The sequence below is a fragment of the Pseudolysinimonas yzui genome (assembly GCF_014653215.1).
Taxonomy (GTDB): domain Bacteria; phylum Actinomycetota; class Actinomycetes; order Actinomycetales; family Microbacteriaceae; genus Pseudolysinimonas_A; species Pseudolysinimonas_A yzui.
Genome location: NZ_BNAI01000001.1, coordinates 641,357 through 668,241, shown reverse-complemented (window position 1 = coordinate 668,241; position 26,885 = coordinate 641,357). Strand labels below are relative to the sequence as shown.

The following is a 26,885-nucleotide window of genomic DNA, read 5'->3' as shown; positions in this document are numbered from 1 at the left end:
GTTCAAACCCTAGTGTTCAGGTGTGGCCACAGTTCGCTCCGATCCGGTCGTTCCGGCCGCGTTCGGGCGCGCGCTGACGGCGGTTCGCCGCGCGACGATCCGCCCGGAACTGCAGCTCACCGAGATCCCCGCGCCGACCGGCCTCGCCCCGCACGCGATCGCCATGGCGGCCGACGTCATCCCGGTGAAGCACGGGCTCGACTCGGTGCTCGGCACCGGGCGATTCGTGCTGCTCTTCGACCCCGAACAACCCGACGCCTGGGGCGGACCGTTCCGCGTCGTCTGCTTCGCTCAGGCGCCACTCGAGACCGACATCGGCCTCGACCCGTTCGTCGCCGAGGTCGCCTGGTCGTGGCTCACCGACTCGCTCGCCGCACGCTCGGCCGGGTACACCGCGGCGTCGGGCACCGCCACCAAGGTGCTCTCCACCGGGTTCGGCGAACTCGCCCACCAGAGCGACGGGGCGCAGCTCGAAGTGCGCGCCTCGTGGACCCCCGACGCCGATGCGATCGGCGCCTCCGTCGAAGCGTGGAGCGATCTGCTCTGCCGCCTCGCGGGACTGCCCCCGACGCCCGACGCTGTCGGGCTGCTGCCGAACCGGCGAGGGGCGCGTGACTGACGCCTCAGATGTCGACGCACCGGCTGCTCAGCCCGCACCGCACGAGCCCGTTGACGTCATCGACACCGTCGACGACTACCGCGCGGCCGTGGCCGCGCTCGCAGAGGGACACGGCCCGTTCGCGGTCGATGCGGAACGCGCCTCCGGCTTCCGGTACTCGCAGCGCGCCTACCTGATCCAGGTCTACCGGCGCGGAGCCGGCGTCTTCCTGTTCGACCCGCCCGCGATCGGCGATCTTTCCGAGCTCGCCGCCGTGATGACGGGCGAAGAGTGGATCCTGCATGCCGCGAGCCAAGACCTCGCCTGTCTGCGCGAAGTCGGGCTCGACCCCGCGGTCATCTTCGACACCGAGCTCGGGGCGCGTCTCGCCGGGCTGCCCCGCGTCGGGCTCGGCACCGTCGTGGAAGACCTGCTCGGCATCCACCTGGCGAAAGAGCACTCGGCCGCCGACTGGTCGACGAGGCCGTTGCCGCAGAGCTGGCTCGTCTACGCCGCCCTCGACGTCGAGCTGCTGCCCGACCTGCGGGACGCGATCGCGCAACTGCTCGACGACGCCGACAAGGGCGAGATCGCCCGGCAGGAGTTCGCCGCCGTGTTGCGGCGCGAGCCCGTCTCCCGGCAGGAGCCGTGGCGGCGGCTGTCCGGCATCCATGCCCTTCGTCAGCCGCGCAATCTGGCGGTCGCGCGCGAACTGTGGCAGACGCGCGACGACTACGCCCGCGAGATCGACTCGGCGCCTGGACGGCTCGTCCCCGACGCCTCTCTGCTGGCCGTGGCGCGCACGCTGCCGGCGACGAAGCGCGACCTCGCCGCGATGAAGGACTTCAACGGTCGGGCCAGCCGATCGCAGCTCGACCGGTGGTGGGGCGCCATCGAACGCGGCCTCGCGACGACCGACCTTCCCGTGAGTCGCCCGCCGGGTGACGGGATGCCGCCGCCCCGGGTGTGGGCCGACAAGAACCCCGAAGCCGACGGCAGGCTGAAGCGCGCCCGCCTCGCGGTCATCGCCCGGGCGGAGGAGCTCGACATCCCGGTCGAGAACGTGCTGACCCCCGACACCCTGCGCCGAGTCGCCTGGACTCCCCCGGCCGAGATCACTCCGGCGAGCATCGGCGAGGCCCTCGCCGCGCTGGGCGCACGCGACTGGCAGGTTGAGGCAACTGCACAGCTGATCGCCCAAGCCTTTGTGGATGTTCCCCAAGAGGCGGAAACGCTCGAAGAGCCCGAGTCGTAGGAAGAATCAAAGGATTCCGGGGCTTTCGACGCCCTGCCTAGGCTTGGTGAGTTCGCAACGCACCAGTCTGTGCCGAATCAAATGCTGGAGGGCATCGTGGCCGAGAGAGCCGACGTCGTTTTCGTGGACGGGGTTCGCACCCCGTTCGGTCGAGCGGGCGAGAAGGGCCAGTACTGGAACACCCGGGCCGACGACCTCATCGTCAAGGCCATGATCGGGCTACTGGAACGCAACCCCAACCTCCCCCCGGAGCGCGTCGACGACGTCGCCATCGCGGCCACCACGCAGACCGGCGACCAGGGCCTCACCCTGGGCCGCACCGCCGCGATCCTCGCCGGGCTGCCGCTCAGCGTTCCCGGCTTCGCCATCGACCGCATGTGCGCGGGCGCGATGACCTCGGTCGCGACGATCGGGTCGATGATCGGATTCGGTCAGTACGACGTCGGCATCGCCGGCGGGGTCGAGCACATGGGCCGCCACCCGATGGGTGCCGGCGCCGACCCGAACCCGCGCTTCCTCGCCGAGAAGCTGGTCGACCCCGAGGCCCTCAACATGGGCAACACCGCGGAACGCCTCCACGACCGGTTCCCGTCGCTGACGAAGGAGCGCGCCGACCGGTTCGGCATGCGCAGCCAGCAGAAGGTCGCCGCGGCCTACGCCGCCGGCAAGATCCAGCCCGACCTCATCCCCGTCGCGATCAAGAGCGCGTCGGGATGGGGCCTCGCCACCGAAGACGAGGGGATGCGGCCCGAGACCACGATGGAAGGCCTCGCCACCCTCAAGACCCCGTTCCGCCCGCACGGCCGGGTGACCGCCGGTAACGCGTCGCCGCTCACCGACGGCGCGACGGTGTCGCTGCTCGCCAGCGCCGACGCCGCGAAAGACCTCGGGCTCACCACGAAGATGCGCATGGTGTCGTTCGCCTTCGCCGGCGTCGAACCCGAAGTCATGGGCATCGGCCCGATCCCGTCGACCGAGAAGGCGCTGCGCAAGGCCGGGCTCACCATCGACGACATCGGCCTCTTCGAACTCAATGAGGCCTTCGCGGTGCAGGTGCTGTCGCTGCTCGACCACTTCGGCATCGACGACGACGACCCGCGGGTGAACCCCTGGGGTGGCGCGACGGCGATCGGTCACCCGCTCGCCGCGTCGGGAGTGCGGCTGATGATCCAGCTCGCCCGGCAGTTCGAGGAGCACCCTGAAGTGCGCTACGGCCTCACCGCGATGTGCGTCGGCCTCGGCCAGGGCGGCAGCATCATCTGGGAGAACCCGCACTTCTCGGCGAAGAAGGGCGGCAAGCGATGACCGACTTCAGCAAGCTGGTCGGTCTCGACCCCGACGAGGTCATCACGCACTCCTACGTGCGCGACGTGCGGATGCCGAGTGGGAAGACGATCGCACTCATCACCCTCGACAACGACCGGGATCACACCCGGCCGTCGACCCTCGGACCCGCGACGCTTCTGGAACTCTCGGGCGTACTCAACGAGTTGAAGGCGCGCGCCGCAAGCGCGGAAATCGACGGCGTCGCCGTCACCGGCAAGCCGTTCATCTTCGCCGCCGGCGCCGACCTGTCGAAGGTGGAAGACATCCCCGACCGGGAGACCGGGGTGCTCATGGCGAAGCTCGGCCACGAGACCCTGGGCAAGCTCTCCGAGCTCGGGGTGCCGTCCTTCGTCTTCTACAACGGGCTCGCCCTGGGCGGCGGCGTGGAGATCGGGCTCAACGCCGACTACCGCACCATCGACTCCTCGGTGCCGGCGTTCGCCCTGCCCGAGGTGTTCCTCGGCATCATCCCGGGCTGGGGCGGGGCGTGGCTGCTCCCCAACCTGATCGGAATCGAGAACGCGCTCGAGGTCATCATCTCGAACCCGCTCAAGAACAACCGGATGCTCAAGGGCCCCGAGGTGTTCGAACTCGGCATCGCGGATGCGATGTTCGGGCCGGCCAACTTCCTCGAGGATTCCCTGAAGTGGGCCGACAGCGTGCTGACCGGCAAGACCAAGGTCAAGCGCAAGAACGAGCCCGGCAAGATCGAGCGCGCGGTCAAGTGGGATGTCGCGATCGGCATCGCCGACAAGATGCTCGCCTCGCGCATCGGCCGGGTGGCGAAGAGCCCGTACCGCGCACTCGAACTGCTCAAGGCGGCGAAGAACACCGACAAGAAGACGGGATTCGCGGCGGAAGACGAGGCACTCGCCGACCTCATCTCGGGCGATCAGTTCCGCGCATCCATCTACGCGTTCAACCTCGTGCAGAAGCGCGCGAAGAAGCCCGCGGGAGCGCCCGACAAGGCGCTCGCCCGCCCGGTCACGAAGGTCGGGGTGATCGGCGCCGGGCTCATGGCGACGCAGTTCGCGCTGCTGTTCGTGCGGCGTCTTCAGGTGCCGGTCGTCATCACCGACCTCGATCAGGAGCGCGTCGACAAGGGCGTTGCGACGATTCACGGCGAGATCGACGAGCTGCTTCAGAAGGGCCGCATCGGATCCGACGAAGCCAACCGCCTGAAGGCGCTCATCACCGGGACGACCGACAAGGCCGACTTCGCCGACTGCGACTGGGTCATCGAGGCCGTCTTCGAAGAGCTCGGGGTCAAGCAGCAGGTCTTCGCCGATGTCGAGAAGCACATCTCGCCCGAGGCGATCCTCGCGACCAACACCTCGTCGCTCTCGGTCGAGCAGATCGGCGCGAAGCTGAAGCACCCGGAGCGGGTCGTCGGCTTCCACTTCTTCAACCCGGTCGCGGTGATGCCGCTCATCGAGGTCGTGAAGACGCCCAAGACCACCGACGAAGCCCTCAGCACGGCGATGGTGACGGCGGCGAAGCTGCGGAAGAACGCGGTCATCACCGCCGACACCCCCGGGTTCGTGGTGAACCGCATCCTGGCCAAGCTGCTCGGTGAGGCGATGCACGCGGTCGAGGTCGGAACGCCGTTCGACACCGTCGTCGAGGCCGTCAAGCCGTTCGGGCTGCCGATGGATCCGTTCGTGCTGCTCGAACTCGTCGGCCTCAAGGTCGGCGCCCACGTGCTCGACACCCACCACGCGGCCTTCCCGGAGCGGTTCTTCGAGAGCCCCGCGCTGCACGAGCTGGCCGAGTTCGGCCACCTCTTCGAGAAGGATGCCAAGGGCAAGCCGAAGGGCATCGACCCGAAGGTGCTGAAGATCGTCGAGAAGCACCGCATCGCGGGCAGCACGCCCTACACCGCCGACGAGCTGCGCACCCGGGTCGAAGACGGCCTCGCCGACGAGATCCACCGGATGCTCGACGACCATGTCGTCGGCGCTCCCGAGGACATCGACCTCTGCCTCATCCTGGGTGCGGGCTGGCCGTTCCAGATGGGGGGCGCGACCCCCTACCTCGACCGGTCCGGCGCGAGCGAGCGCGTCTTCGGAAGCACCTTCCACACCCCGCGGATCGTCGGCGTCGCATAGGCGCCGCCGACGATCCCGGGATCAGTGCGCGGCGGCTTCGGCCTCCGCCACCAGGGAGGCGTCGGAGATCTCCGGCGCGGCCGGCTTGCGCACGAACAGCGCCGTCACGACCATGCCGAGCGACACGAACGCGCCCGCCAGGAAGGCGAGTTTCGCAGCATCCGCGATGGCGGCCGGTTCCGCGAGCGGAACCTCCGTCGTGCCCGAGGCGGCGAGCGAGATGGTGAAGAGCGCGACGAACACCGCGGCCCCCGCGGCGCCGGCGACCTGCTGAATCGTCGCGACGAGCGCGCTGCCGTGCGAGTACAGGTGGCTCGGCAGCGACCCCAGGCTCGCGGCGAACAGCGGCGAGAACAGGAACGCGAAGCCCAGGAACATCACGGTGTAGATCGCCGCGACCAGCCACACCGAGCTATCGGCCGCGAGCAGGAACGCGAACGCCCAGACCGCCGCGGAGACGGCGATCGCCCCCGGGATGACGAGCGGCCGGGCGCCGAACCGGTCGTAGAGTCGGCCGACCGTCGGGCCGAGCAGGCCCATCAGGAGGCCGCCGGGCAGCACGACGAGCCCGATCACCTCGGTCGGCTGCAGCAACCCGTACTGCAGGTAGATCGGCATGATGATGACGATGCCGAACATCATCAGCATCGCGAGTGAGAACATCACGATCGCGAGCGAGAAGGTGCGTGCCCGGAACGTGCGCAGGTCGAGGAACGCCACATCCCGGCGCTGGAGCGCGAACTGTCGGAACACGAAGGCGACCAGGAAGCCGAGACCGACGGTGATCGGAAGCCACGGCGAGACGAGCGCGGCCGACTCCGCGGCGAGGCCGATGCTGCTGAGGCCGTACACGAGGGTGCTGAACCCGAGCGCCGACAGCACGACCGACGGGGCGTCGAGCGGGATGGCGCGGGTCTCGGTGACGTTCGGCACGAGCACGACGCCCAGCACGAGCATCACGATCGCGAGCGGCAGCATCACGAAGAACAGCCCGCGCCAGTAGCCGTCGAAGGCCTGCAACAGGAACCCGGCGACGGTGGGGCCGATCGCCGGCGCGAGCGACATCACCATCGAGATGCGCCCCATGATGCGACCCCGGATGCTCGGCGGAACGATCGTCATGATGGTCGTCATCATGAGCGGCATCATGATCGCGGTGCCCGTGGCCTGCACGACGCGCCCGGCGACGAGCACCTCGAAGACCGGTGCGATCGCCGCGATCAGCGTGCCGGCGGTGAAGATGCCCATCGCCATGATGAAAACCGGTCGCGTGTTCAGCCGCTGCAGCAGCCAGCCCGTGATCGGGATGACGACGGCCATGGTGAGCGCGTACCCGGTGGTCAGCCATTGCCCCTCGGCGGCGGTGATGCCGAGATCGGCGATGATCGTGGGGATCGCCACCGTCATCGTCGTCTCGTTGAGGAACACGACGAACACCGCGGCCAGCAGGAGGATGAGCACCATCCGCGACTTGGCGTCGAGACGCTCGGCCTGATCGGCCGAGGCCGCAGTGCTTTCGGACGTGCTCGAATGACTCACGATTCCTCCATCGGGGGTTCTCGGCGATTGCCGGACTTTCACGCTAGCGCGAGGCACCGACACGACGCTCCGTGCGGGTTTCGCCAAGAGTGAACAAGCCTCAGCGTGCGAGCGCTATTCCCGAATGCGCGACGATTCTTCCTGAGTGGCCTCTTCCGGGAGCGGTCGCGCCACCGGAATGCGGGTGCCGAGCACCTGAGCGACGATGTCGCGGGCGATCTGCTGATCGGACAGGCCGACTTCGGCGAGGATCTCGCCGCGCTCACCGTGATCGAGGAACTCGTCGGGCAGACCCAGCTCGTCGACCGCGGTGTCGACCCCGGCGGCACGCAGCTCCTGGCGGATGCGGGTGCCGATGCCGCCGACCCGGATGCCGTCTTCGATCGTGACGACGAGGCGGTAGTCGCGGGCGAGGTCGATGACGGATGCCGGCACCGGGATCACCCAGCGCGGGTCGACGACGGTGGCGCCGATGCCCTGGGCCGCGAGGCGTTCGGCGACCTGCAGCCCCAGCTTCGCCATCGGCCCGACGGTGACGATCAGCACGTCGCGGTGCGCCGCCTCCCGCAGCACGTCGACGCCGTCGGCGGTGCGCCGCGTGGCATCCAGTTCGCTTCCGACGCTGCCCTTCGAATACCGCAGCACCGTGGGGCCGTCCTCGATCTGCACCGCCTCGCGCAGCTGCTCCCGCAGGCTGGTCGAGTCGCGCGGGGCGGCGATGCGGATGTTCGGCACCGCTTGCAGGATCGCGAGGTCCCACATCCCGTGGTGGCTCGGTCCGTCGGGCCCGGTCACGCCGGCCCGGTCGAGCACGAAGGTGACGCCCGCACGGTGGAGCGCGACATCCATGAGCACCTGGTCGAACGCGCGGTTCACGAAGGTCGCGTAAAGGGCGACCACCGGATGCAGGCCGCCGTAGGCGAGACCGGCGGCGCTGGTGACGGCGTGCTGCTCGGCGATGCCGACGTCGAAGACCCGCTCGGGGTACTTCTCGGCGAAGCGGTGGAGCCCGGTCGGGCGCAGCATCGCGGCGGTGATGCCGACCAGCCGGGGGTTCTCGTCGGCGAGTTCGACGATCTCGTCGGCGAACACGCTCGTCCAGGAAGGCCGCGACGGCGCCTCGACCGGTTCGCCGGTCTCCGGGTCGATCTGGCCGACCGCGTGGAACTGGTCGGCGACGTCGGCGACCGCCGGGCCGTAACCGTGCCCCTTCTCGGTGATGACGTGCACGATGACGGGCGCGTCGTACTCCTTCGCCTGCCGCAGGGTCGACTCGAGCGCCGCGAGATCGTGGCCGTGCACCGGACCGAGGTACTTGATGTCGAGGTTGGAGTAGAGCGCCTGGTTGTTGGTGAACCGGGAGAGGAAGCCGTGCACCGCGCCGCGGGTTCCGCGATAGAACGCACGTCCGACGGTGCCGAACCGATCGAACACCTGCTGGCTGGTGCGGTACAGCCGGCGGTAGGAGCGGCGGGTCCGCACGTCGTTGAGGAATCGCGCCATCCCGCCGATCGTCGGCGCGTAGGAGCGGCCGTTGTCGTTGACGACGATCACGAGACGGCGGGAGTTGTCGTCGGTGATGTTGTTGAGGGCCTCCCAGGTCATCCCCCCGGTGAGCGCCCCGTCGCCGACGACGGCGACGACATACCGGTCGCCCTGCCCGGTCATCGCGAAGGCTCGCGAGATGCCGTCTGCCCAGGACAGCGACGACGACGCGTGCGAGCTCTCGACGATGTCGTGCTCGCTCTCCGAGCGCTGCGGGTAACCGGCGAGGCCGCCCTTCATCCGCAGCCGGCTGAAATCCTGCCGCCCGGTCAGCAGCTTGTGCACGTAGCTCTGGTGCCCGGTGTCGAAGACGACGGCGTCACGCGGCGAGTCGAAGACCCGGTGGATCGCCATCGTCAGTTCGACGACGCCGAGATTCGGCCCGAGGTGCCCGCCGGTCTTGGAGACCTCGGTCACCAGGAAGCGCCGGATCTCTGCTCCGAGCTCGACGAGTTGCCCCGGGCTCAGGCCATCGAGATCTCGCGGACCCTTGATGCCCTCGAGCAGACTCATGCAGCGAGCCTAACGGCCCGTCAGACCAGCGACCTGAGAACGTACTGCAGGATGCCGCCGTTGCGGTAGTAGTCGGCCTCACCGGGGGTGTCGATGCGCACGACCGCGTCGAACTCGATCGTCTGCTTGCCCGGAGCCGAGAACTCGCTCGGCGCCGCCGTCACCTTGACGGTCTTCGGCGTGACGCCTTCGTTGAGCTGCTCGAGCCCTTCGATCGAGACGATCTCGGTGCCGTCGAGCCCGAGCGAGGACCAGCTCTGCCCCGCCGGGAACTGCAGCGGCACGACGCCCATCCCGATCAGGTTGGAGCGGTGGATGCGCTCGAAGCTCTCCGTGATGACGGCCTTGACGCCGAGCAGCGACGTGCCCTTCGCCGCCCAGTCCCGCGACGAGCCCGAGCCGTACTCCTTGCCCCCGAAGATGACGAGCGGGGTGCCCGCGGCCTGGTAGTTCATGCAGGCGTCGTAGATGAATGTCTGCGGGCCGCCGGGCTGCGTGAAGTCGCGGGTGTAGCTGCCCTCCACCACGGCTCCGTCGTTGACCGCGCTGACGAGCAGGTTCTTCAGACGGATGTTCGCGAAGGTGCCGCGGATCATCACCTCGTGGTTGCCGCGCCGCGAGCCGTAGGAGTTGAAGTCGACCCGGTCGACCCCGTGGGCGGTGAGGTAGTCCGCGGCGGGCGTGCCCGGCTTGATGTTGCCGGCCGGGCTGATGTGGTCGGTGGTCACCGAATCGCCGAGGGTCGCCATGACCCGGGCGCCGTGGATGTCGGCGACGGGGGTGAGTTCCATCGTCATGCCCTCGAAGTACGGCGCCTTGCGCACGTAGGTCGAGTTCGGGTCCCACTGGAAGATCGGGTCGTTCGGCGTCGGGAGGCTGTTCCAGCGCTCGTCGCCGTCGAACACCGTGGCGTACTGCTTGATGAACTGCTCGCGCGAGATCGACGAGTCGATCGTCTGCTGCACCTCGTCGGGCGACGGCCAGATGTCTTTCAGGAACACGTCGTTTCCGTCGTGGTCCTTGCCGAGCGGGTCGGTCTCGAAGTCGAAGTGCATCGAGCCGGCGAGTGCGTAGGCGACGACGAGCGGCGGCGACGCCAGGTAGTTCATCTTGACGTCGGGGCTGATGCGGCCCTCGAAGTTGCGGTTTCCCGACAGCACCGCGGTGACCGCGAGATCGTGCGAGTTGACGGCGGCCGAGACCTCGTCGATGAGCGGGCCGGAGTTGCCGATGCAGACCGTGCAGCCGTAGCCGACGGTGTAGAAGCCGATGCTCTCCAGCGCCGCATCGAGACCCGACTTCTCGTAGTAGTCCGTGACGACCTTGGAGCCCGGGGCGAGTGTGGTCTTCACCCACGGCTTGCGCTTGAGCCCCTTGTCGACGGCGTTGCGGGCGAGCAGACCCGCCGCGATCATGACCGACGGGTTCGACGTGTTCGTGCACGACGTGATCGCCGCGAGCGTCACGGCGCCGTTGTCGAGAATGTACGACGTGCCCTCGGGCGTCGTGACCTTCACCGGCCGCGAGGCGGCGGCCGGGGCCCCCGACGAGATGTGCACCTCGCGCGTGTCCTCGGCCTCTTCGCCCGGCACCGGGCCGGGGTCGGATGCCGGGAAGGAGTGCTGCGACTCGAGGTCGACGATGTCGTGAGAGACCGTCGGCGTCATGTAGCTCAGGATGTCCTTCTCGAACTGCGCCTTCGAGTCGGCGAGCAGGATGCGGTCTTGCGGACGCTTCGGCCCGGCGATCGACGGCACGACGGTCGAGAGGTCGAGCTCGAGGTACTCGCTGAAGACGGGCTCGTGCTCGGGGTCGTGCCAGAGCTTCTGCAGCTTGGCGTAGGCCTCGACGAGGGCCACGGTCTGCTCGTCGCGCCCGGTGAGCCGCAGGTAGTCGAGGGTGACGTCGTCGATCGGGAAGATCGCCGCGGTCGAGCCGAACTCCGGGCTCATGTTGCCGATCGTGGCGCGGTTCGCCAGCGGCACGGAGGCGACGCCCTTGCCGTAGAACTCCACGAACTTGCCGACCACTCCGTGCTTGCGCAGCAGATCGGTGATGGTGAGCACGACATCGGTCGCGGTGACGCCCGCGGGGATGTCGCCGGTGAGCTTGAATCCGACGACGCGCGGGATGAGCATCGACACCGGCTGGCCGAGCATCGCGGCCTCGGCCTCGATGCCGCCCACGCCCCAGCCGAGCACGCCCAGGCCGTTCACCATGGTGGTGTGCGAGTCGGTGCCGACGCAGGTGTCGGGGTAGGCGCGCAGGACGCCATCCACCACCCGGTCGTAGACGACCTTGGCGAGGTGCTCGATGTTCACCTGGTGCACGATGCCCGTTCCGGGCGGCACGACCTTGAAGTCCTGGAACGCGGTCTGACCCCAGCGCAGGAACTGGTAGCGCTCGCCGTTGCGCTGGTACTCGATCTCCACGTTGCGCTCGAGGGCGTTCTCGGTACCGAAGAGGTCGGCGATGACCGAGTGGTCGATGACCATCTCGGCGGGAGAGAGCGGGTTGATCTTGTCGGGGTCGCCGCCGAGCGCCGTCACGGCCTCGCGCATCGTGGCGAGGTCGACGATGCAGGGCACGCCGGTGAAGTCCTGCATGATGACGCGCGCCGGGGTGAACTGGATCTCGGTGTCGGGATCGGCGTCGGGCACCCAGGCGCCGAGCGCCTCGATCTGGGCCTTGGTGACGTTGGCCCCGTCTTCGGTGCGCAGCAGGTTCTCGAGCAGCACCTTGAGGCTGAACGGCAGCTTCTCGTGCCCGGGCACCGTGTCGATGCGGAAGATCTCGTAGTCGGTGCTGCCGACCGTGAGGGTGTCCTTCGACTTGAAGCTGTTGACCTTCGACACTTTTGTCTCCTCTGACACCGCCGCCCGCCAGGCAATCCTAAGCCTGTCGAGTCGCGATTTATCTTGACGTCGAGATAATTCTAGCGCCCGTCGGCGGGTTCTTCGCGAGTGCGCCACGCGGTGCGCACGAGAAGCCAGGTGACCCAGAGCAGCGCGGCGTAGAGCGGCACGCCCATGACGAGTTTCGTGGCGGCGAGGGCCTCCGTGGACTCCGCGAGGTAGAGCGGCACCTGCACCGCGAGCCGCACCGCCGACAGCGTCGCCCACAGGATGGTCGCGACCGTCGCGACCCGCAGCTTCGCCGCGTTGCGCCGCCAGTCGTCGTCGCCGAGCAGCAGCCCCACGAGCACCCCGACGAAGGGCCGGCGCGCGATCAGGCTCACCGCCATCACGAGCACGACGCCACCGTTGATGAAGAACCCGGGCACGAAGTTGTCGTTGGCGTTGCCGGTGAAGAGCGCCAGGGCCGCGGAGATCCCGATGCCCAACGCACCGGCGATCGCAGTCGTGACGGGTTGGCGGGTGACGACCCGCACCACGATGAAGACGAGCGCCAGGCCGAGCGGCGCGAGGACCGACGGCACCAGGTTCTGCGTGATCGTGTAGGTCACGAGGAATCCCAGACCCGGGAGGATCGACTCCACGAGGCCGCGCACGCCGCCGATCGCGGCGAGCAGGGCACCCGCGGTCGGGGTCTCCCCCGGCGTCACCTTGCCGAGACCGGAGCGCCGCGCGGCCGCCGACATCGCTTCGCGGAACGTCGGGACGGCGTCATCCGCCGGTTGCTGCTCCGCCATCGTCAGACCTGGGCGGCCGGGCCGGTCGGGGTGGCACCGGGCGCGGTAGCGCCGGCCACCGAGGCCGGCACGTGCAACGGGATGAGGTCGCGCGGCGGCATCGGGGTCGTGCCGCGCACGACGACGACGCTGCGGAACAGCTCCTCCACCTTGGCGGCCGCTTCGGGGTTGACCGCAGCCTCACCGCTGATGACACCGCGCAGGAACCAGCGGGGCCCGTCGACGCCGACGAAACGGGCGATGCGCGCCCCCTTTGCGTCGGGCGCGGGGATCTCGGCACGCAACTCGGGGCCGAGCGAACCGGTGCTCGCCGCGGTGCGACCACCCTGCTTCTCGATCTGCTGCACGATCTGCTCGCGGATCTCGTGCCAGAGGCCGCTCGACCGCGGAGCCGCGAACGGCTGCAGCTGGAGCGTCGAGCCTGCGTAGTCGAGGGCGACGGCGACGACGCGCTTGTTGCCCTCCTCGACCTCGAGACGCACCGCGAGGTCGGCGCGCGGCACCAGCTTGATGCCGCCGAGGTCGACATAGGGCCGCACCGGATTGGCCTCGGAATCATCGAACGGACCGGCCGTCGCGCGGTCGGCCGGGGCGGACTTGGGGTGTTCGGTGTCGCTCACGACGGTGGTGCTCCTGGAGTGCTGGTGGCGGCGGGTTCTGGTTCAGGCGACGTGCCGTATCCGGTCGAGCCGAAGCCGCCTTCGCCGCGATCACTGCCGGGCAGCCGTTCGACTTCGATGAATCGCACGCTCGGCACGGGCATCACGATGAGTTGGGCGATCCGGTCGCCTGCGGCGATCGCGTACGACTCGCGGGCGTCGGTGTTGAGCAACGTCACGCGGATCTCTCCGCGGTAGCCGGCGTCGACGGTGCCGGGCGAGTTGACGATCGTGATGCCGTGCTTGGCTGCCAGTCCGCTGCGCGGCACGACGAATCCGACGAACCCGTTCGGCAGGGCGATTCTCAGGCCCGTGCCGACCGTCGCCCGCTCACCGGGGGCGAGCACGACATCCTCGGTCGACACCAGATCGGCACCCGCGTCGCCCGGGTGCGCATAGACCGGGAGGGCGCCTGAGAACAGCACCTCGATCGACTCGGTCACCTGACGAGGCTAGCCCATGCTCGAATAGAGGCATGCGGTATCGCGAACGACTCTGGCCCGCCTGGTGGGTGTTTCTGGCGACGGCTCTCGTCATCCCGGCCAGCCTCCTGGTCTTCCTCCCCATCTCCCAGGTGGCGGGCGTCGTGGTCGCGATCGTGCTCTACGGCGCGATCGTCGTCACGCTGCTGGCCACGACCCCGGTCATCGAGGTCGACGACGGGATGCTGCGGGTCGGCCGGGCGCAGATCGAGCGGTCGTTCGTGGGCGCGGTGACGGCGCACCACGGAGCGGATGCCGTCGCCGAGCGCGGCACCCGGCTCGACGCACGCGCCTGGCTCATGCTGCGCGGCTGGATGCCGGCGGTCGTGCGGATCGAGATCACCGACGATGCCGACCCCACGCCCTACTGGCTGGTGTCGACCCGGCGCCCCGAAGAGCTGGTCTCCGCCCTGACGTCGTAGACGACTACGCGGAGCACTCGATGCACATCGGCCCGAGCTTCGTGTCGTGGTCGAACTGCGACTGGTGCTTCACGAGGAAGCAGTTGACGCAGGTGAACTCGTCCGCCTGCGGGGGCAGCACGACGACATCCAGGTCGAGGTCGGAGAGGTCGGCGCCACCCAGCTCGAAGCCGGGGTTGTCGGCGTCGTCGACGTCGACGACACCCGACAATTTGTCGGGAACACGCTCCTGCAGGGCTTGGATCGACTCAGTGTCCTCGTCGGTCTTGCGCGGTGCGTCGTAGTCGGTTGCCATGCCCATCCATCTCGTGTCTTGCTGCCGTGGTGCTCGATTCGGCGGCGTCAGTCTGCATGATCGAGGTGGGAATCGCAAACCACCCGGAATCAGGCTTTCCTCGCGTCCGAGTCAACTTCCGGCGCGCCCGCGATATTCCCCGGAATCCCGGCCTCCCCGTGGCATCCTGAGGCCCGAGGAGGTGCCCGATGGAAGAACTGAAAGTCATCGGCGTGGAGAGCGGCTCGCTGCTCGTCGCCTCCGAAGAAGGCGCCAGGTACCGAGTCGCCATCGACGATGTGCTTCAATCGCGGCTGCGTCAGTCATCGCCGGAGCCCGGCAACGTGCGCAAGCTCTCGCCGCGTGAGATCCAAGCTCACATCCGCGCCGGCATGTCGGCGGAAGACGTCGCGGCGATCACCGGGGTGCCCCTCGACTACGTGCAGCGCTTCGAGGGCCCCGTCCTCGCGGAACGCGAGTTCGTCATCGAGTCGGCCCTCGCCGTTCCGGTGCAGCTGGCGCTCGAGACCGATCCGCTCGGCGGCGGGGTCACCTTCGGAACCGTCATCCGCCGCCGTCTCGCCGACGCGCATGCGATCGGGGAACGCTGGGCGTCGTGGAAGGAAGAGGGCGGCGGCTGGGTCGTGAAACTCACGTTCGTCGCCGAGACCATCGACCACGACGCGCGCTGGTCGTTCGACCCGAAGAAGTCGACGCTCGCCCCGCTCAACCAGGAGGCCATCACGTTGTCTCAGCAGGGTGACCAGCCGGCGAACCTCCTGCCGCGGCTCCGAGCGGTGCCGCTCGACGAGCAAGCCGACGCCGCGCGCTTCGACAGCGGCGCGTTCACGCTCACCGCGTCAGACACGACGCCCTCCGACTCGTCGTTCCCGGACGCGCAGACCGGACCGCTGCTCGAACCCGTGCCGTACGGTCGCGTCGGCGATGTCGAGCCGCTGCCCGTGAAGAAGAACCAGACGGCCGACCTGCTCGAAGCCCTGCGCAAACGCCGAGGGGAACGCGACCCGATGGATCCCGACCCCGAGGAATCGATCGCGACACAGCCGACGACGGGCGTCGTGCGCCTCATCGACGTGCCCCTCGACGGGTCCGACGACGTGCCGATCGACTCGATGCGCACCAAGCCGACCGCCCGCGACACCGGCTCCCAGGGCCGTCGCGGGGGCAAGGGCCGTGCCGCGATGCCGTCCTGGGACGAGATCGTCTTCGGCGCCCGCACCGACGACGACCTGTAACTCGGGGGTCGGGGTGAGGGACCGTTCGCAAGTCAAGAGCGGGGACCCCTACCCCGATTGACTTGCGAACGCTCCCTCACCCCTCGTTTTCTCCTTGGCTGGGCATCTCCCGAATCGGAAATGTCGCTCTGGGATGACGGTTCCTCCGGCACGCCCGCGACGCGCCGAGCGGATCGCATCGGTCCTCTGAGGGCGACATCCGCAGCCAGCGGGACTGGTCAGCCGAAGGCGCCGAACCTGAGGAGGGGGATGTGGGTCTCCTCGGGGGTGAGTGAGCCGTGCTGGCCGATCATGGTGCGGCCGCGGTCGTTCTCATCCAGGTAGTACGCGATGCGTTTGCGCGCCGCGACGAGGATGTCGCCGATGCGCGGCACGACGTCAGGATCGACCGCTCCATAGAAGCCGGCGGCGATGACCTCGTCACGGGTCGCGACCCACGAGCGCCCGCCTTCGGCCGCCTGCCAGCGCGCGAGCACCGCCCCGGCATCCGCCCCCGGCTCCAGGTGCAGCGCGAGGCATCGCGGCTCCCCCGACACGTGGCGCACGTCCTCGAGCAGTTCGGGGGCGACGATGACCTGATCGTCGCCCGGGATGTCGAGACCGCCGTGATCGCCGGTCACGAGCAGCCCGGCGGTCGGGCCGAGCGCCGCCGCGAACGCGCCGACCGCAGCATCCACGTCCTCGAGGGCGGCCGACCAGGCGTCGGAGGCGACCCCGGAGGCGTGGGCCGCGACATCCAGCTCCGGCGCGTAGACGTAGGTGAGCGAGCGCTCGTGGGAGGAATGGATGCGGCGCGCCTCCGTCAGGCGGGCTGCGATCGACTCGCCCGAACGGTAGTCGGCGCCGCGCAGCACGGCCGCGGTGAACCCCGAGGTGCGATAGCGGCCGGGCCCGACGGCGAACGCCGGGATCCCGTCGCTCACGGCGCGCTCGAACAGCGTCGGCACGCGCTGCCAGCTGCCGGGATCGAGGTCGCCGCCCCACCCGGTGAGCTGGTTGATGACGCGGTCGCCGCTCGAGTCGAACCCGAGGTAGCCGATGAGCCCGTGCGCTCCCGGCAGAACACCCGTCGTCAGCGACGCGAGGGCCGACGCGGTCGTCGACGGGAAGACCGTTTGGATGACGTCGGCCCGCGGCGCCGCGAGCAGCCGGCGCGCGTACCCGCGGTGGGCATCGAGTGCCACGGACCCGAGGCCGTCGACGAGCAGCACGACGGCGTGCCGCACGGTCGGCAGGCCCAGGCTCCCGCGCTCACCCCGCACGGCGGAAAGGCAATTCGACAGGACGTCGGTGAGGCTGAACCGGTGGGATTTGGCCGCCGGTAACATGGCCCCGATCTTATGACTCCCCCACCTCCTCCTCCCGCCTCCGGCGGCTCGACGACCTCTGACGGCACGGATCTCGACGGCACCATCCTCGACGTCGACGTCGCGACCGAGATGGAGGGCTCGTTCCTCGAGTACGCCTACTCGGTCATCTACTCCCGCGCCCTGCCCGACGCGCGCGACGGACTCAAGCCGGTGCAGCGCCGCATCCTGTTCCAGATGTCGGAGATGGGCCTGCGCCCCGACCGCGGCCACGTGAAGAGCGCGCGCGTCGTCGGCGACGTGATGGGACGCCTGCACCCGCACGGCGACACCGCGATCTACGACGCCCTCGTCCGGCTCGCGCAGGACTTCACGATGCGCGTTCCGCTCGTCGACGGGCACGGCAACTTCGGCTCCCTCGACGACGGCCCCGCCGCCGCGCGCTACACCGAAGCGCGCATGCGGGCCGCCGCCGTCGCGATGTGCGAAGGGCTCGATGAAGACGTCGTCGACTTCGTGCCGAACTACGACAACCAGCTCACCCAGCCCGAGGTGCTGCCGGCGGCCTACCCGAACCTGCTCGTCAACGGAGCGTCGGGCATCGCGGTCGGCATGGCGACCAACATGGCGCCGCACAACCTCATCGAGGTCGCCGCGGCCGCGAAGCACCTGCTCGAGAACCCCGAGGCGACCCTCGACGACCTGATGGCCTACGTGCCCGGCCCCGACCTGCCGACGGGCGGCACGATCGTCGGCCTCGACGGCATCCGGGATGCCTACGCCACCGGTCGCGGCACCTTCAAGACCCGCGCGAAGGTCACGGTCGAGCAGGTCGGACCCCGCAAGACCGCCCTCGTCGTCACCGAGCTGCCGTACCTGGTCGGCCCCGAGAAGGTCATCGAGAAGATCAAAGACGGGGTGCAGTCGAAGAAGATCACCGGCATCTCGGATGTCACCGACCTCACCGACCGCAAGAACGGCCTGCGGCTCGTCATCGGCATCAAGACCGGATTCTCGCCCGAGGGTGTGCTCGAGCAGCTCTACCGCCTCACGCCGCTCGAAGACGGCTTCGGCATCAACAACGTCTGTCTGGTCGGCGGTCAGCCGCTGACCCTCGGCCTGCGCGACCTCCTGCAGGTCTACCTCGACCACCGAATCTCGGTGGTCACCCGCCGCTCGCGCTACCGCCTCACCCGCCGCCAGGAGCGCCTGCACCTCGTGCTCGGCCTGCTCATCGCGATCCTCGACATCGACGAGGTCATCCAGGTGGTGCGCTCCTCGGATGACGCCGCCGCCGCGCGCACCCGCCTCATCGAGGTGTTCGACCTCTCGGTGCTGCAGGCCGACTACATCCTCGAGCTGCAGTTGCGCCGCCTCACCAAGTTCTCGCGCATCGAGCTCGAACGTGAGCGCGACAAGCTGCAGGAGGAGATCGCCGAACTCGAGGCGCTGCTCGGCGACCCCGCTCGGGTGCGCACGCAGGTGGGCATCGAGCTGGATGAGGTGGCCGAGCGATTCGGAACCCCGCGCCGCACACTGCTCACCGAGGCGAAGGCATCCATCGCGGCCACGCCCGCCCAGCGCCGGGCTGCGGCATCCGGTGGGCCGGCCCTCGAGATCGCCGACGGGCCCACCCTCGTCGTGCTCTCCACCACGGGTCGCACCGTGCGGGTCGAAGGCGGCGAGATCACTGCGCGGAGCGGCCGGCGCAACCGGCACGACGCCATCCTGTGCACCGTCGCCTCCACCGTGCGCGGCGAGCTCGGGGCGATCACCTCACGTGGGCGCCTGGTGCGCTTCTCCCCCGTCGACCTGCCCTCGGTGCCCGCCAACTCGGTGCAGCTCGCCGCCGGTGCGCGCATCGCCGAGTACCTCGGGCTCGCCGACAAGAAGGAGCGCGTGCTCGGGCTCGTGTCGCTCACCTCTGAGGAGCCGATCGCACTCGGCACGGCCTCGGGCGTCGTGAAGCGAGTGTCTCCCGGTGCGTGGCCGTCGAAGCCCGACTTCGAGGTCATCGCGCTGAAGCCCGGCGATGAGGTCGTCGGGGTCGCGCAGGGCGGCGACTCGCACGAGCTGGTGTTCGTCACGACCGACGCCCAGCTGCTGCACTTCGCCGCGTCGGCGGTGCGACCGCAGGGTGCTGCCGCCGGCGGCATGGCGGGCATCAACCTCTCGTCGGGCGCGAAGGTGCTGTTCTTCGGGGCGGTCGACCCCGCGGCCGAGGTCGTCGTCGCGACCATCTCGACGCCGGCGGAGACCCTCGCCGGAGCCGACCCGGGTCGTGCGAAGGTCTCGGCGTTCAGCGAGTTCCCCGGCAAGGGCCGCGCCACCGGCGGGGTGCGCGCCCACACCTTCCTCAAGGGCGAGAACTCGTTGGCGCTCGCGTGGGCCGGCCCCGCGCCCGCCCTCGCGGTCGGACCCGACGGGTCACTGCGCACACTGCCCGACGCGGGCGCGAAGCGCGACGCCTCCGGCGCCCCGATGGATGCCGTGATCGGCTCGATCGGCCGCGCGCTCTGATTCGAGGCGCGCGGGCTCGAGGCGCAGTTCAGCGCTCGACGCCCACCGCGACCATCACGGCGAGAATCGCCCACCACAGGCCGAGCCCGACGATCAGCCCGACTGCGATCTGCTTGGTCACCCTCCAGCCGAGCCAGGTGGCGACGGCGGCGATCACGGCGGGAATCGTGTCGACGAGCGAGATCTCCCCCCGCGGGGCGAGGATGCCGGGAATCGCGATCGCGCCGAGCACCGCCGGGCCCACGAGCGGCAGGTAGCGTTCGACCCGTTTCGGGGGCCGCAGCTTCCTGCTCACCAGGAAGATGGCGCGGGTCACGAACGTGACGATGCCGCCGAGGACGATCGCGAGCAGCTCAAGCATCGACGGCCTCCGTACGGCCTCGGTCGGTGACGTTGAGCACGACGACACCCGCGACCACGCCGACGACGGCGCCGACCATCAACCCGACGCCCAACGGGAGAGGGCTCGCGAGGAGCGCGGCGATGCCGGCCACCGCGAAGGTCACCAGGCCTGCACTGTTCTTGATGAGCGGCAGCGTCAGCAGCAGGAAGGTCAGCGGGATGGCGAGTTCGAAGGGAACCCACTCCGGGATGAAGCCGCCCGCGACGATGCCGACGGCGAGCAACGCGGTCCACCCGACGAGGCAGGTCAGGCCGGCGCCGAAGTAGAAGGCCCGCTTCTCGCGGGCGCCGCCCCCGCCATCCGGCGTGTCGAAGCGAGCCGCCGCCAGCGCGTACACGGGGTCGGCCAGCAGGAAGGCGGCGCCCATCCGCTGCGGCGTCGACCAGTCGGCGAGATGCGGTGCCAGCGCGGCGCTGTAGAGCAGGTGTCGGGCGTTGATGACGGCGACGGTCAGCACCACGATTCCCAAGGCTGCGCCGACGTGCAGCAATTGGACGGCGGCGATCTGCGCGGCCCCGGCGAAGATGATCGGCGAGGTGAGGATCGAGAGAATCGGGTCGACGCTGGTCGCCCCCATCGCCGCACCCGCGGCGATGCCGAACGGGATGTAGCTTCCGACGATGATGGCGGCGGCTCTGATGCCGGCCCGCCGCGCCGCGCGCACGCGGTCGTCTTCGGTGAGCAGCACGTCGCCCGCGGTCATCCACCAACCCTCGCACCGACCACCGATCACCGCCACGTCCGATCGGAAACCGGTGGCCTACCCGCTCGTGCCTTCGCTCTCCCGCAGGGTGACCGGTTCGGCGTAGATCCACAGCCGCTGCCCGTCACCGCACCTGACCTCGCGGTCGGGCTCGCCGAACCGCTCTCGAATCGCCTCGCGATCCAGGGCGTACTCGTCGCCGCGATCGTTGAGGTAGAAGAAGGTGCCCGACTCGAGCTGCGCGTAGTCGCGATTGGTGAGCCAGTGGTTCGGCGTGAGATCGGCGGTGAGGGGAATCAGTCGGATGCCGGTCGCCGACGGCAGGCCGACGCGGCGGGCATCGGAGAAGGTGGCGAACCCGACCTCCCCGGGCACGGCCCGGTCGAGGCACCGCGTCTCGGCGCTGCGATACCCGAAGTACCCGCCCGCGTTCGCGAGATTCGGTACGCCGCCGGTCGCCACCCCGACGACCAGCAGCCCACCCGCACCGGCGATCACGACGGGCAGGGCGGCGCGTGCCGGCACGGCGAACAAGGCGAGCACGAACGGGAGCACGAGCGCGGGCCAGAAGTAGTAGTAGTGGGTGATGAGGGCGATGACGGTGGCCGCGAGTCCGCCGAGTGGCACCAGCCCGAGGTAGAGGGTCGCGGAGGCGCGAGCACCCGCATCCCCGGCACGTCCGGTCAGCCGCACCCACGCCACGATGGCCGCCACGAGGCAGCCGACGGCGAGGATCGCCCCGAGCGGAAGCAACACGCGAGCTGCGGGGTCGATCATCTGGAACGACCAGTACGGCCAGAGCGCGTCGACGCGTGACCGAAAGCGCTCGAGGTCGATGTAGGTGAGCAGGCCCGTGCCCTGCAGCGGGCTGAACCCGACCCGCGCGATCACCGCGACGAGAGCGACGCTCCCGACGAGCAGCGCGGGCCGGGCCGACGACCGCCAGCCGGACCGAACCACCCGGGCGACGGCCACCGCGACGAGCCCGGGACCGGCGAACAGCACCGTCAGGGGGTTCGACGCGATGGTGAGGGCGAGCCCGACGGCGACGAGAATGCGTGACGCCCGGGTGCGCACCAGGAGCAGCAGCGGCGCCGCGAGCAGCGCGAGGTACATGCCCACGTAGTAGGTGGGCGCAAGGTGGAACGAGAACAGCCACGTGGTGCCGACGAGCGGCAGCACCAGCAGAGGCAGGATGCCGGCTCCCGCCCGCAAGACGACGGCAGCGGGGGTCGCGTCCGGCCACAGCAGCCGGGCAAGAGCCGCCAGCAGCAGGAAGAGCACGACCTGGTTGAGCACGGCGACGACCAGGTAATAGGCGTACAGATGCCCGCCGACGGTGAGGAACGCCACCCCGCTCATCGGCAGCTCGGGGAACACGAACACCTGCGGCGAGAAGCTCCAGTCGAGCGATCGGCCGGCGGCGACATCCTGCCAGAACTGGAAGAGCGTGCCGTTGTCGCTCGAGCGCAACTCCCAGGTGATCGGCCAGGTCGCGGCGTCGCCGGGATCGCCCCCCGCCCGCACGAGGAAGACGAGCGCCGTCAGCGCCGCGATGACGATCGCGGCCGTCGCAGCGGCCGGGATGAGCCGCGCGCGCGTCACGCCGCGCCCTGGTAGGCCCGTTCGAGCCATTCGCGGAACTCCGCATCCAGCTCGCCGACCTTTCGTACCTCCAGGTGATGCATCCAGACACCGACAGAGGGCTGGACGACCTCCTTGAAGCGAGAAGACCGCACGTGCGTCGGCAGCGCGAGCGAGATCACGACGGGTACGTCACTGGCCACGTATTGACCCGGCACCCACAGGTACGCGAACCCGCGGCGCCGGCGAAACGCGACCTGACTCGTGGTGGCTCGCTCTTCGGCACCGCCGAGCTTCCGCACCTCGGACCGCACGCGGCGCAGCACAGCTGCCCCGGTGCGGGATGCCGTCAGCCGCTCGCGGGCGTCCACACTCGTTCCGACCGCGCCATCGACGTCAGACGTCGATCCGGTCACGGTCGAGACCCTGCCCGGCGATGATGAAGTCTTTGCGCGGCGCCACATCGTTGCCCATGAGCAGCTCGAAGACCCGCGACGCGTTCTCGGCATCCGAAACCCGCACACGTCGCAGCGTGCGGTGCTTGCGGCTCATCGTGGTCTCGGCGAGCTGGTCGGCATCCATCTCACCCAGTCCCTTGTAGCGCTGGATCGGGTCCTGGTACTTCTTGCCGGCCTTCTCGAGATTCTTGAGCACCCCGTTCAGTTCGGCCTCGGAGTAGGTGTAGATCGTCTCGTTCGGCTTCGACCCCGGGTTCAGCACGACGACCCGGTGCAGCGGAGGAACGGCCGAGAACACCCGGCCGGAGTCGATCATCGGGCGCATGTAGCGGAAGAACAGGGTCAGCAGCAGGGTGCGGATGTGGGCGCCGTCGACGTCGGCGTCGGCCATGATGATGACCTTGCCGTAGCGGGCCTGTTCGAGATCGAACGTGCGGCCCGAGCCGGCACCGATCACCTGGATGATCGACGCACACTCGGCGTTGCTCAGCATGTCGGCGACCGAGGCCTTCTGCACGTTGAGGATCTTGCCGCGGATCGGCAGCAGCGCCTGGAACTCGCTGTCGCGCCCCAGCTTGGCTGTGCCGAGCGCCGAGTCGCCCTCGACGATGAACAGCTCAGTGCCCAGAACGTCGTTCGACCGGCAGTCGACGAGCTTCGCCGGCAGCGACGACGACTCGAGCGCGTTCTTGCGGCGCTGGGTCTCCTTGTGGGCCCGCGCGGAGATGCGGCTCTTCATCTCGGCGACGATCTTGTCGAGCACGAGCGCGGTCTGCGCCTTGTCGTCTCGCTTGCTGCTCGTGAACCGCTCGGCCAGGGCCTTCGCCACGACATTCGCCACGATGTTGCGCACCGCCGGGGTTCCGAGGATCTCCTTCGTCTGCCCCTCGAACTGCGGCTCCGGCAGGCGCACCGTCAGCACCGCGGTGAGGCCGGCGAGGATGTCTTCCTTCTCGAGCTTCTCGTTGGCGCCGACCTTGAGCCGCCGCGCGTTCTTCTCGATCTCCGACCGGAGGAACTTCATCAGCCCCTGCTCGAACCCCGACTGGTGGGTTCCGCCCTTCGGGGTGGCGATGATGTTGACGTACGAGCGGAACACCGTGTCGTACCCGGTGCCCCAGCGCAGCGCGATGTCGACCTGAGCCTCGCGAGCCACCTCGGTCGGCACCATGTGCCCGTTCTCCTGCAGCACCGGCACCGTCTCGGTGAAGTGTCCGGTGCCCTGGATGCGCCAGGTGTCGGTGAGGGCCGCATCGGGGGCGAGGTATCCGACGTACTCCGCGATGCCGCCGTCGAAGCGGTAGGTCTCGCGCGTCGTGTCGTCGCCTCGCTCGTCGACGACGTGGAGCGCCAGTCCGGGCACGAGGAACGCCGTCTGCCGGGCGCGCGCGGCGAGTTCATCCAGCTGGAACTCGGCACCCTTGGTGAAGATCTGCCGGTCGGCCCAGTAGCGGATGCGCGTGCCGGTCACGCCTTTGGCGACCTTGCCGATCTTGCGCAGTTCGCTGCCGGAGATGAACGGGGTGAACGGCGCGTCGGGGCTGGGCTCGCCGTCATCCTCGAAGATGCCGGGCTCGCCGCGGTGGAACGACATCGCCCAGGTCACGCCATCGCGATCGACCTCGACATCCAGTCGTTCCGAGAGGGCGTTGACCACGGAGGCACCCACACCGTGCAGACCACCGGATGCGGCGTACGACCCGCCGCCGAACTTGCCGCCGGCGTGAAGCTTCGTGAACACGACCTCGACCCCGGAGAGCCCGGTCTTCGGTTCGATGTCGACCGGGATGCCGCGCGCCCGGTCGCGCACCTCGACGCTCGCGTCGGGGTGGAGGGTGATCTCGATCTCGGAGCCGTAGCCGCCGAGGGCCTCGTCGACGGAGTTGTCGATGATCTCCCACACGCAGTGCATGAGGCCGCGCGAATCGGTCGACCCGATGTACATTCCGGGGCGCTTGCGCACCGCCTCGAGACCTTCGAGCACCGACAGGTGACGGGCGGAATAGTCGTCGCTCGCCACGGGTTCAGCTCCTTGTCGAGGCAATCTGGAAGTAGGCCGTCGATCAGACTAACCCCGGCCGACGGCCCACCTCGGTATCCCACCCCGCACGACCCGAGAGTGACCGCGTTTCCGAATATTCCCGGATGCGCCGTGAGCGAAATGCAACGCTCATGACACATGACTGACACAGCTGCGTGCTTGTATTGAGTCACGGAAAGCCGATCTCAACCCGAGGAGGAGCACATGTCGCAGTTCGCATCCGACAGTTCGGTCGACGAGCTCGAAGTCGGCACGCCGATGCTCACCGCCCTCGACCGTTGCGACTACTGCGGGGCGCAGGCCTACGTGAAGGCCACCCTCGCAACCGGCGAGCTCCTGTTCTGCGCCCACCACGCGGCGGAGTTCAAAGAGAAGGTGCAGCCCATCGCTCTCGACTGGCACGACGAGTCGAGCCGCCTGCTGGCACCCGTCACCGACTAGACGACTTGTTCCCGAAGGCCCCGGTTCGCCGGGGCCTTCGTCGTTCCAGGTGCTTGGATGGGCGGGTGCCTGGGATCCGCCGTCGAGCTCTCATCGACCTCGACGCGTTCGTCGCCAATGGCCCCGGCGACGTTCTGGATGCCCGCGCCGACGCGTTTGGCCACGGCCTCGAGCTGATCGCTCCCGCGGCGCTCGAAGCAGGCGTGCGCGAGATCGTCGTCAGCAACGAACGGGATGCCGGTGTCGCCATCGCGGCGGGCTTCGCTGCCGGCACGGTGCGTCTCGATCACGAGGCGTCGGGTGCGGACGCGCGCGCGTACGGTCTCGTCGGTGACGGGCAACCCGTGCTGTCGCTCATCGGCGAGGTCGTCGCGCTCAAACGGGTTCCGGTCGACGCCGGCGTCTCCTACGGGTACACCTATCGCGCCCCCCGGCCGACGACGCTCGCCCTCGTCGCACTCGGTTACGCCGACGGGGTGCCGCGGCTCGCGTCGAATCGCGCCCAGGTGAGCGTCGGAGGGGCGACCTTCCCCCTCGTCGGGCGGATCGCAATGGACCAGTTCGTGCTCGACGTCGGGGATGCTGCGATCGAACTGGGCGCCGACGCGGTGCTGTTCGGCGATCCCGCACGCGGCGAACCGTCGGCACTCCAGTGGGCCGGTTGGACCGAGCGCGACCCGCTCGCGCTCACCGCCGGAATCGCATCCCGCGTCGAACGGAGCCCCCGGTGAGCGCGCGCATCGAGATCGACCTCGAGGCGTTCCGGCAGAACGTGCGCGCTCTCGCCACGATCGCCGCCCCCGCGCGCACGATGCTCGCGGTCAAGGCCGACGGCTACGGCCACGGGATGCTGCCGATCGCCCGCGCGGCACTTCAGTCGGGCGCCGATTCGCTCGCCGTGCTCGACGCGCCCGCGGCGCTGGCCTTGCGCGACGCGGGCATCGACGCCCAGCTCTTCGCCTGGCTGCACGGCCGGGACACCGACTTCCGAGCGGCGATCGAGGCGGACGTCGACCTCGGCGTGTCATCGCTCGTCGAGTTGCGGCGCATCGGCGAAGCCGGCGCCGGCCGTCCCGCAGCGGTGCACCTCAAGATCGACACCGGGCTGCATCGCAACGGCGCGAGCCCGGAGGACTGGCCTGCCCTCGTCGGAGAGGCCCTCGCTTACCAGGAACGCGGCCAGGTGCGGCTCGCCGGGCTCTGGTCGCACCTCGCCGACGCCTCCCCCGCCGACGACGCCGCCGCCCTCGCCGAGTTCCAGGCCGCCGTCGCCGTCGCCGCGGGCATCGGAGTGCCGATGGAGGGCCCCGACCGTCCGCTGCTGCACCTCGCGGCATCCTCGGCCGGCATCCGCATGCCCGAGGCCCGATTCGACCTCGTGCGGTTCGGCATCGCCGCCTACGGGGTCTCCCCCTTCGACGATGTCGACGCCCGCGGCCTCGGGATGCGCGCCCCGATGACGATGCGTGCCTCGGTCATCGCCGCGGACGGCGGCACGGTCGCACTCGACCTGGGCAGCGCCGACGGCGTCCCGCCGAGTGTGCTCGGGCCGTCGGGATCCGGCGCGGAGGTGCTGCTCGGGGGGCGTCGCGTCAGCGTCACAGCGGTCGGGATCGACACGATCGAGGTCGCGGCCACGGCGTCGGTGGGTGACGAGGCGATCGTCTTCGGCCCCGGCGACCAGGGCGAGCCGACCGCCGAAGAATGGGCCGGCTGGGCCGGCACGATCGGGGACGAGATCCTCGCGCGGGCATCCACCCGCATCCCGCGGATCTACCTGAACGAGTAGCCCGCGGGCG

General features: G+C 69.5%; 23 protein-coding genes. 10 read left to right on the top strand and 13 right to left on the bottom strand.

What is annotated here, in order from left to right; all coding sequences use genetic code 11:
- Positions 1-22 precede the first annotated feature (22 nt).
- The 4 genes from IE173_RS03330 to IE173_RS03315 all read left to right on the top strand — a co-directional run bounded on the left by IE173_RS03330 (position 23) and on the right by IE173_RS03315 (position 5,287).
- Positions 23-619, top strand: coding sequence for a DUF3000 domain-containing protein (locus IE173_RS03330; RefSeq protein ID WP_191281926.1), 597 nt, complete (start codon positions 23-25; stop codon positions 617-619).
- A complete protein-coding gene (locus tag IE173_RS03325) occupies positions 612-1,853 on the top strand; it encodes a ribonuclease D (RefSeq protein ID WP_229841849.1) in 1,242 nt (413 codons plus the stop codon). Before IE173_RS03330 ends, IE173_RS03325 begins: the two co-directional genes overlap by 8 nt.
- A 96-nt stretch (positions 1,854-1,949) precedes the next feature.
- The gene (locus IE173_RS03320; protein WP_191281924.1) at positions 1,950-3,158 is read left to right on the top strand and encodes a thiolase family protein; all 1,209 of its coding nucleotides are present in this window, start codon (positions 1,950-1,952) and stop codon (positions 3,156-3,158) included.
- A complete protein-coding gene (locus tag IE173_RS03315; protein ID WP_191281923.1) occupies positions 3,155-5,287 on the top strand; it encodes a 3-hydroxyacyl-CoA dehydrogenase NAD-binding domain-containing protein in 2,133 nt (710 codons plus the stop codon). The genes IE173_RS03320 and IE173_RS03315 overlap by 4 nt, the downstream gene beginning before the upstream one ends.
- Before the next feature lie 21 nt (positions 5,288-5,308).
- Here IE173_RS03315 and IE173_RS03310 read toward each other — a convergent pair whose 3' ends face one another.
- The 6 genes from IE173_RS03310 to dut form a co-directional block, all read right to left on the bottom strand.
- Positions 5,309-6,826: a DHA2 family efflux MFS transporter permease subunit gene (locus IE173_RS03310; protein WP_229841848.1), complete on the bottom strand. Its 1,518-nt coding sequence runs from the start codon at positions 6,824-6,826 to the stop codon at positions 5,309-5,311.
- A gap of 114 nt (positions 6,827-6,940) precedes the next feature.
- Complete coding sequence (gene dxs / locus IE173_RS03305; RefSeq protein ID WP_191281922.1) at positions 6,941-8,884, bottom strand: 1-deoxy-D-xylulose-5-phosphate synthase; 1,944 nt, start codon at positions 8,882-8,884, stop codon at positions 6,941-6,943.
- A gap of 20 nt (positions 8,885-8,904) precedes the next feature.
- The gene (gene acnA, locus IE173_RS03300; protein ID WP_191281921.1) at positions 8,905-11,739 is read right to left on the bottom strand and encodes an aconitate hydratase AcnA; all 2,835 of its coding nucleotides are present in this window, start codon (positions 11,737-11,739) and stop codon (positions 8,905-8,907) included.
- Positions 11,740-11,819: 80 nt separating this feature from the next.
- Positions 11,820-12,536, bottom strand: coding sequence for a DUF3159 domain-containing protein (locus IE173_RS03295; RefSeq protein ID WP_191281920.1), 717 nt, complete (start codon positions 12,534-12,536; stop codon positions 11,820-11,822).
- A gap of 2 nt (positions 12,537-12,538) precedes the next feature.
- Positions 12,539-13,156: a DUF3710 domain-containing protein gene (locus IE173_RS03290; RefSeq protein WP_191281919.1), complete on the bottom strand. Its 618-nt coding sequence runs from the start codon at positions 13,154-13,156 to the stop codon at positions 12,539-12,541.
- On the bottom strand, positions 13,153-13,638 hold the full coding sequence (dut, locus tag IE173_RS03285) for a dUTP diphosphatase (protein WP_191281918.1): 486 nt from the start codon (positions 13,636-13,638) through the stop codon (positions 13,153-13,155). The genes IE173_RS03290 and dut overlap by 4 nt, the downstream gene beginning before the upstream one ends.
- Positions 13,639-13,670: 32 nt before the next feature.
- Between dut and IE173_RS03280 the strand changes: the two genes are divergently transcribed.
- Positions 13,671-14,099, top strand: coding sequence for a DUF3093 domain-containing protein (locus tag IE173_RS03280; RefSeq protein ID WP_191281917.1), 429 nt, complete (start codon positions 13,671-13,673; stop codon positions 14,097-14,099).
- 4 nt (positions 14,100-14,103) lie between these two features.
- On the opposite strand, the gene IE173_RS03275 is transcribed toward IE173_RS03280, so the two are convergent.
- A complete protein-coding gene (locus tag IE173_RS03275) occupies positions 14,104-14,394 on the bottom strand; it encodes a DUF4193 domain-containing protein (RefSeq protein WP_191281916.1) in 291 nt (96 codons plus the stop codon).
- 188 nt (positions 14,395-14,582) lie between these two features.
- Here IE173_RS03275 and sepH point away from each other — a divergent pair, with 188 nt between their 5' ends.
- Entirely contained in the window at positions 14,583-15,629 is a 1,047-nt protein-coding gene (gene sepH, locus IE173_RS03270; RefSeq protein WP_191281915.1) for a septation protein SepH, read from the top strand.
- Between the two features lie 218 nt (positions 15,630-15,847).
- Here sepH and IE173_RS03265 read toward each other — a convergent pair whose 3' ends face one another.
- Positions 15,848-16,957, bottom strand: a complete 1,110-nt coding sequence (locus IE173_RS03265) for an alkaline phosphatase family protein (protein ID WP_191281914.1) — start codon at positions 16,955-16,957, stop codon at positions 15,848-15,850.
- Between the two features lie 12 nt (positions 16,958-16,969).
- On the opposite strand from IE173_RS03265, the gene IE173_RS03260 reads away from it, so the two are divergent.
- Positions 16,970-19,456: a DNA gyrase/topoisomerase IV subunit A gene (locus IE173_RS03260; RefSeq protein ID WP_191281913.1), complete on the top strand. Its 2,487-nt coding sequence runs from the start codon at positions 16,970-16,972 to the stop codon at positions 19,454-19,456.
- Positions 19,457-19,484: 28 nt separating this feature from the next.
- Here IE173_RS03260 and IE173_RS03255 read toward each other — a convergent pair whose 3' ends face one another.
- Genes IE173_RS03255 through IE173_RS03235 form a run of 5 tightly spaced genes read right to left on the bottom strand, consistent with a single transcriptional unit; the run spans position 19,485 to position 24,624 of the window.
- Complete coding sequence (locus tag IE173_RS03255; RefSeq protein WP_191281912.1) at positions 19,485-19,817, bottom strand: AzlD domain-containing protein; 333 nt, start codon at positions 19,815-19,817, stop codon at positions 19,485-19,487.
- Entirely contained in the window at positions 19,810-20,562 is a 753-nt protein-coding gene (locus IE173_RS03250) for an AzlC family ABC transporter permease (protein WP_191281911.1), read from the bottom strand. The genes IE173_RS03255 and IE173_RS03250 overlap by 8 nt, the downstream gene beginning before the upstream one ends.
- Before the next feature lie 57 nt (positions 20,563-20,619).
- Complete coding sequence (locus IE173_RS03245) at positions 20,620-22,167, bottom strand: hypothetical protein (protein ID WP_191281910.1); 1,548 nt, start codon at positions 22,165-22,167, stop codon at positions 20,620-20,622.
- On the bottom strand, positions 22,164-22,562 hold the full coding sequence (locus IE173_RS03240) for a DUF5655 domain-containing protein (RefSeq protein ID WP_229841847.1): 399 nt from the start codon (positions 22,560-22,562) through the stop codon (positions 22,164-22,166). The genes IE173_RS03245 and IE173_RS03240 overlap by 4 nt, the downstream gene beginning before the upstream one ends.
- The gene (locus IE173_RS03235) at positions 22,543-24,624 is read right to left on the bottom strand and encodes a DNA gyrase/topoisomerase IV subunit B (protein WP_191281909.1); all 2,082 of its coding nucleotides are present in this window, start codon (positions 24,622-24,624) and stop codon (positions 22,543-22,545) included. Before IE173_RS03235 ends, IE173_RS03240 begins: the two co-directional genes overlap by 20 nt.
- A gap of 225 nt (positions 24,625-24,849) precedes the next feature.
- Here IE173_RS03235 and IE173_RS03230 point away from each other — a divergent pair, with 225 nt between their 5' ends.
- From IE173_RS03230 to IE173_RS03220, 3 genes are all read left to right on the top strand, one after another.
- Complete coding sequence (locus tag IE173_RS03230; protein ID WP_191281908.1) at positions 24,850-25,086, top strand: DUF7455 domain-containing protein; 237 nt, start codon at positions 24,850-24,852, stop codon at positions 25,084-25,086.
- Between the two features lie 65 nt (positions 25,087-25,151).
- Complete coding sequence (locus IE173_RS03225) at positions 25,152-25,817, top strand: alanine racemase C-terminal domain-containing protein (protein ID WP_229841846.1); 666 nt, start codon at positions 25,152-25,154, stop codon at positions 25,815-25,817.
- On the top strand, positions 25,814-26,875 hold the full coding sequence (locus tag IE173_RS03220; RefSeq protein WP_229841845.1) for an alanine racemase: 1,062 nt from the start codon (positions 25,814-25,816) through the stop codon (positions 26,873-26,875). Before IE173_RS03225 ends, IE173_RS03220 begins: the two co-directional genes overlap by 4 nt.
- Positions 26,876-26,885: the final 10 nt, after the last annotated feature.

Excerpts from the sequence above, each read along its gene's own strand:
- IE173_RS03315 (WP_191281923.1), top strand. The coding sequence starts at position 3,155 with ATGACCGACTTCAGCAAGCTGGTCGGTCTCGACCCCGACGAGGTCATC.
- dxs (WP_191281922.1), bottom strand. The coding sequence starts at position 8,884 with ATGAGTCTGCTCGAGGGCATCAAGGGTCCGCGAGATCTCGATGGCCTG.
- IE173_RS03295 (WP_191281920.1), bottom strand. The coding sequence starts at position 12,536 with ATGGCGGAGCAGCAACCGGCGGATGACGCCGTCCCGACGTTCCGCGAA.
- IE173_RS03280 (WP_191281917.1), top strand. The coding sequence starts at position 13,671 with ATGCGGTATCGCGAACGACTCTGGCCCGCCTGGTGGGTGTTTCTGGCG.
- IE173_RS03275 (WP_191281916.1), bottom strand. The coding sequence starts at position 14,394 with ATGGCAACCGACTACGACGCACCGCGCAAGACCGACGAGGACACTGAG.
- sepH (WP_191281915.1), top strand. The coding sequence starts at position 14,583 with ATGGAAGAACTGAAAGTCATCGGCGTGGAGAGCGGCTCGCTGCTCGTC.
- IE173_RS03265 (WP_191281914.1), bottom strand. The coding sequence starts at position 16,957 with ATGTTACCGGCGGCCAAATCCCACCGGTTCAGCCTCACCGACGTCCTG.
- IE173_RS03260 (WP_191281913.1), top strand. The coding sequence starts at position 16,970 with ATGACTCCCCCACCTCCTCCTCCCGCCTCCGGCGGCTCGACGACCTCT.
- IE173_RS03255 (WP_191281912.1), bottom strand. The coding sequence starts at position 19,817 with ATGCTTGAGCTGCTCGCGATCGTCCTCGGCGGCATCGTCACGTTCGTG.
- IE173_RS03250 (WP_191281911.1), bottom strand. The coding sequence starts at position 20,562 with ATGACCGCGGGCGACGTGCTGCTCACCGAAGACGACCGCGTGCGCGCG.
- IE173_RS03230 (WP_191281908.1), top strand. The coding sequence starts at position 24,850 with ATGTCGCAGTTCGCATCCGACAGTTCGGTCGACGAGCTCGAAGTCGGC.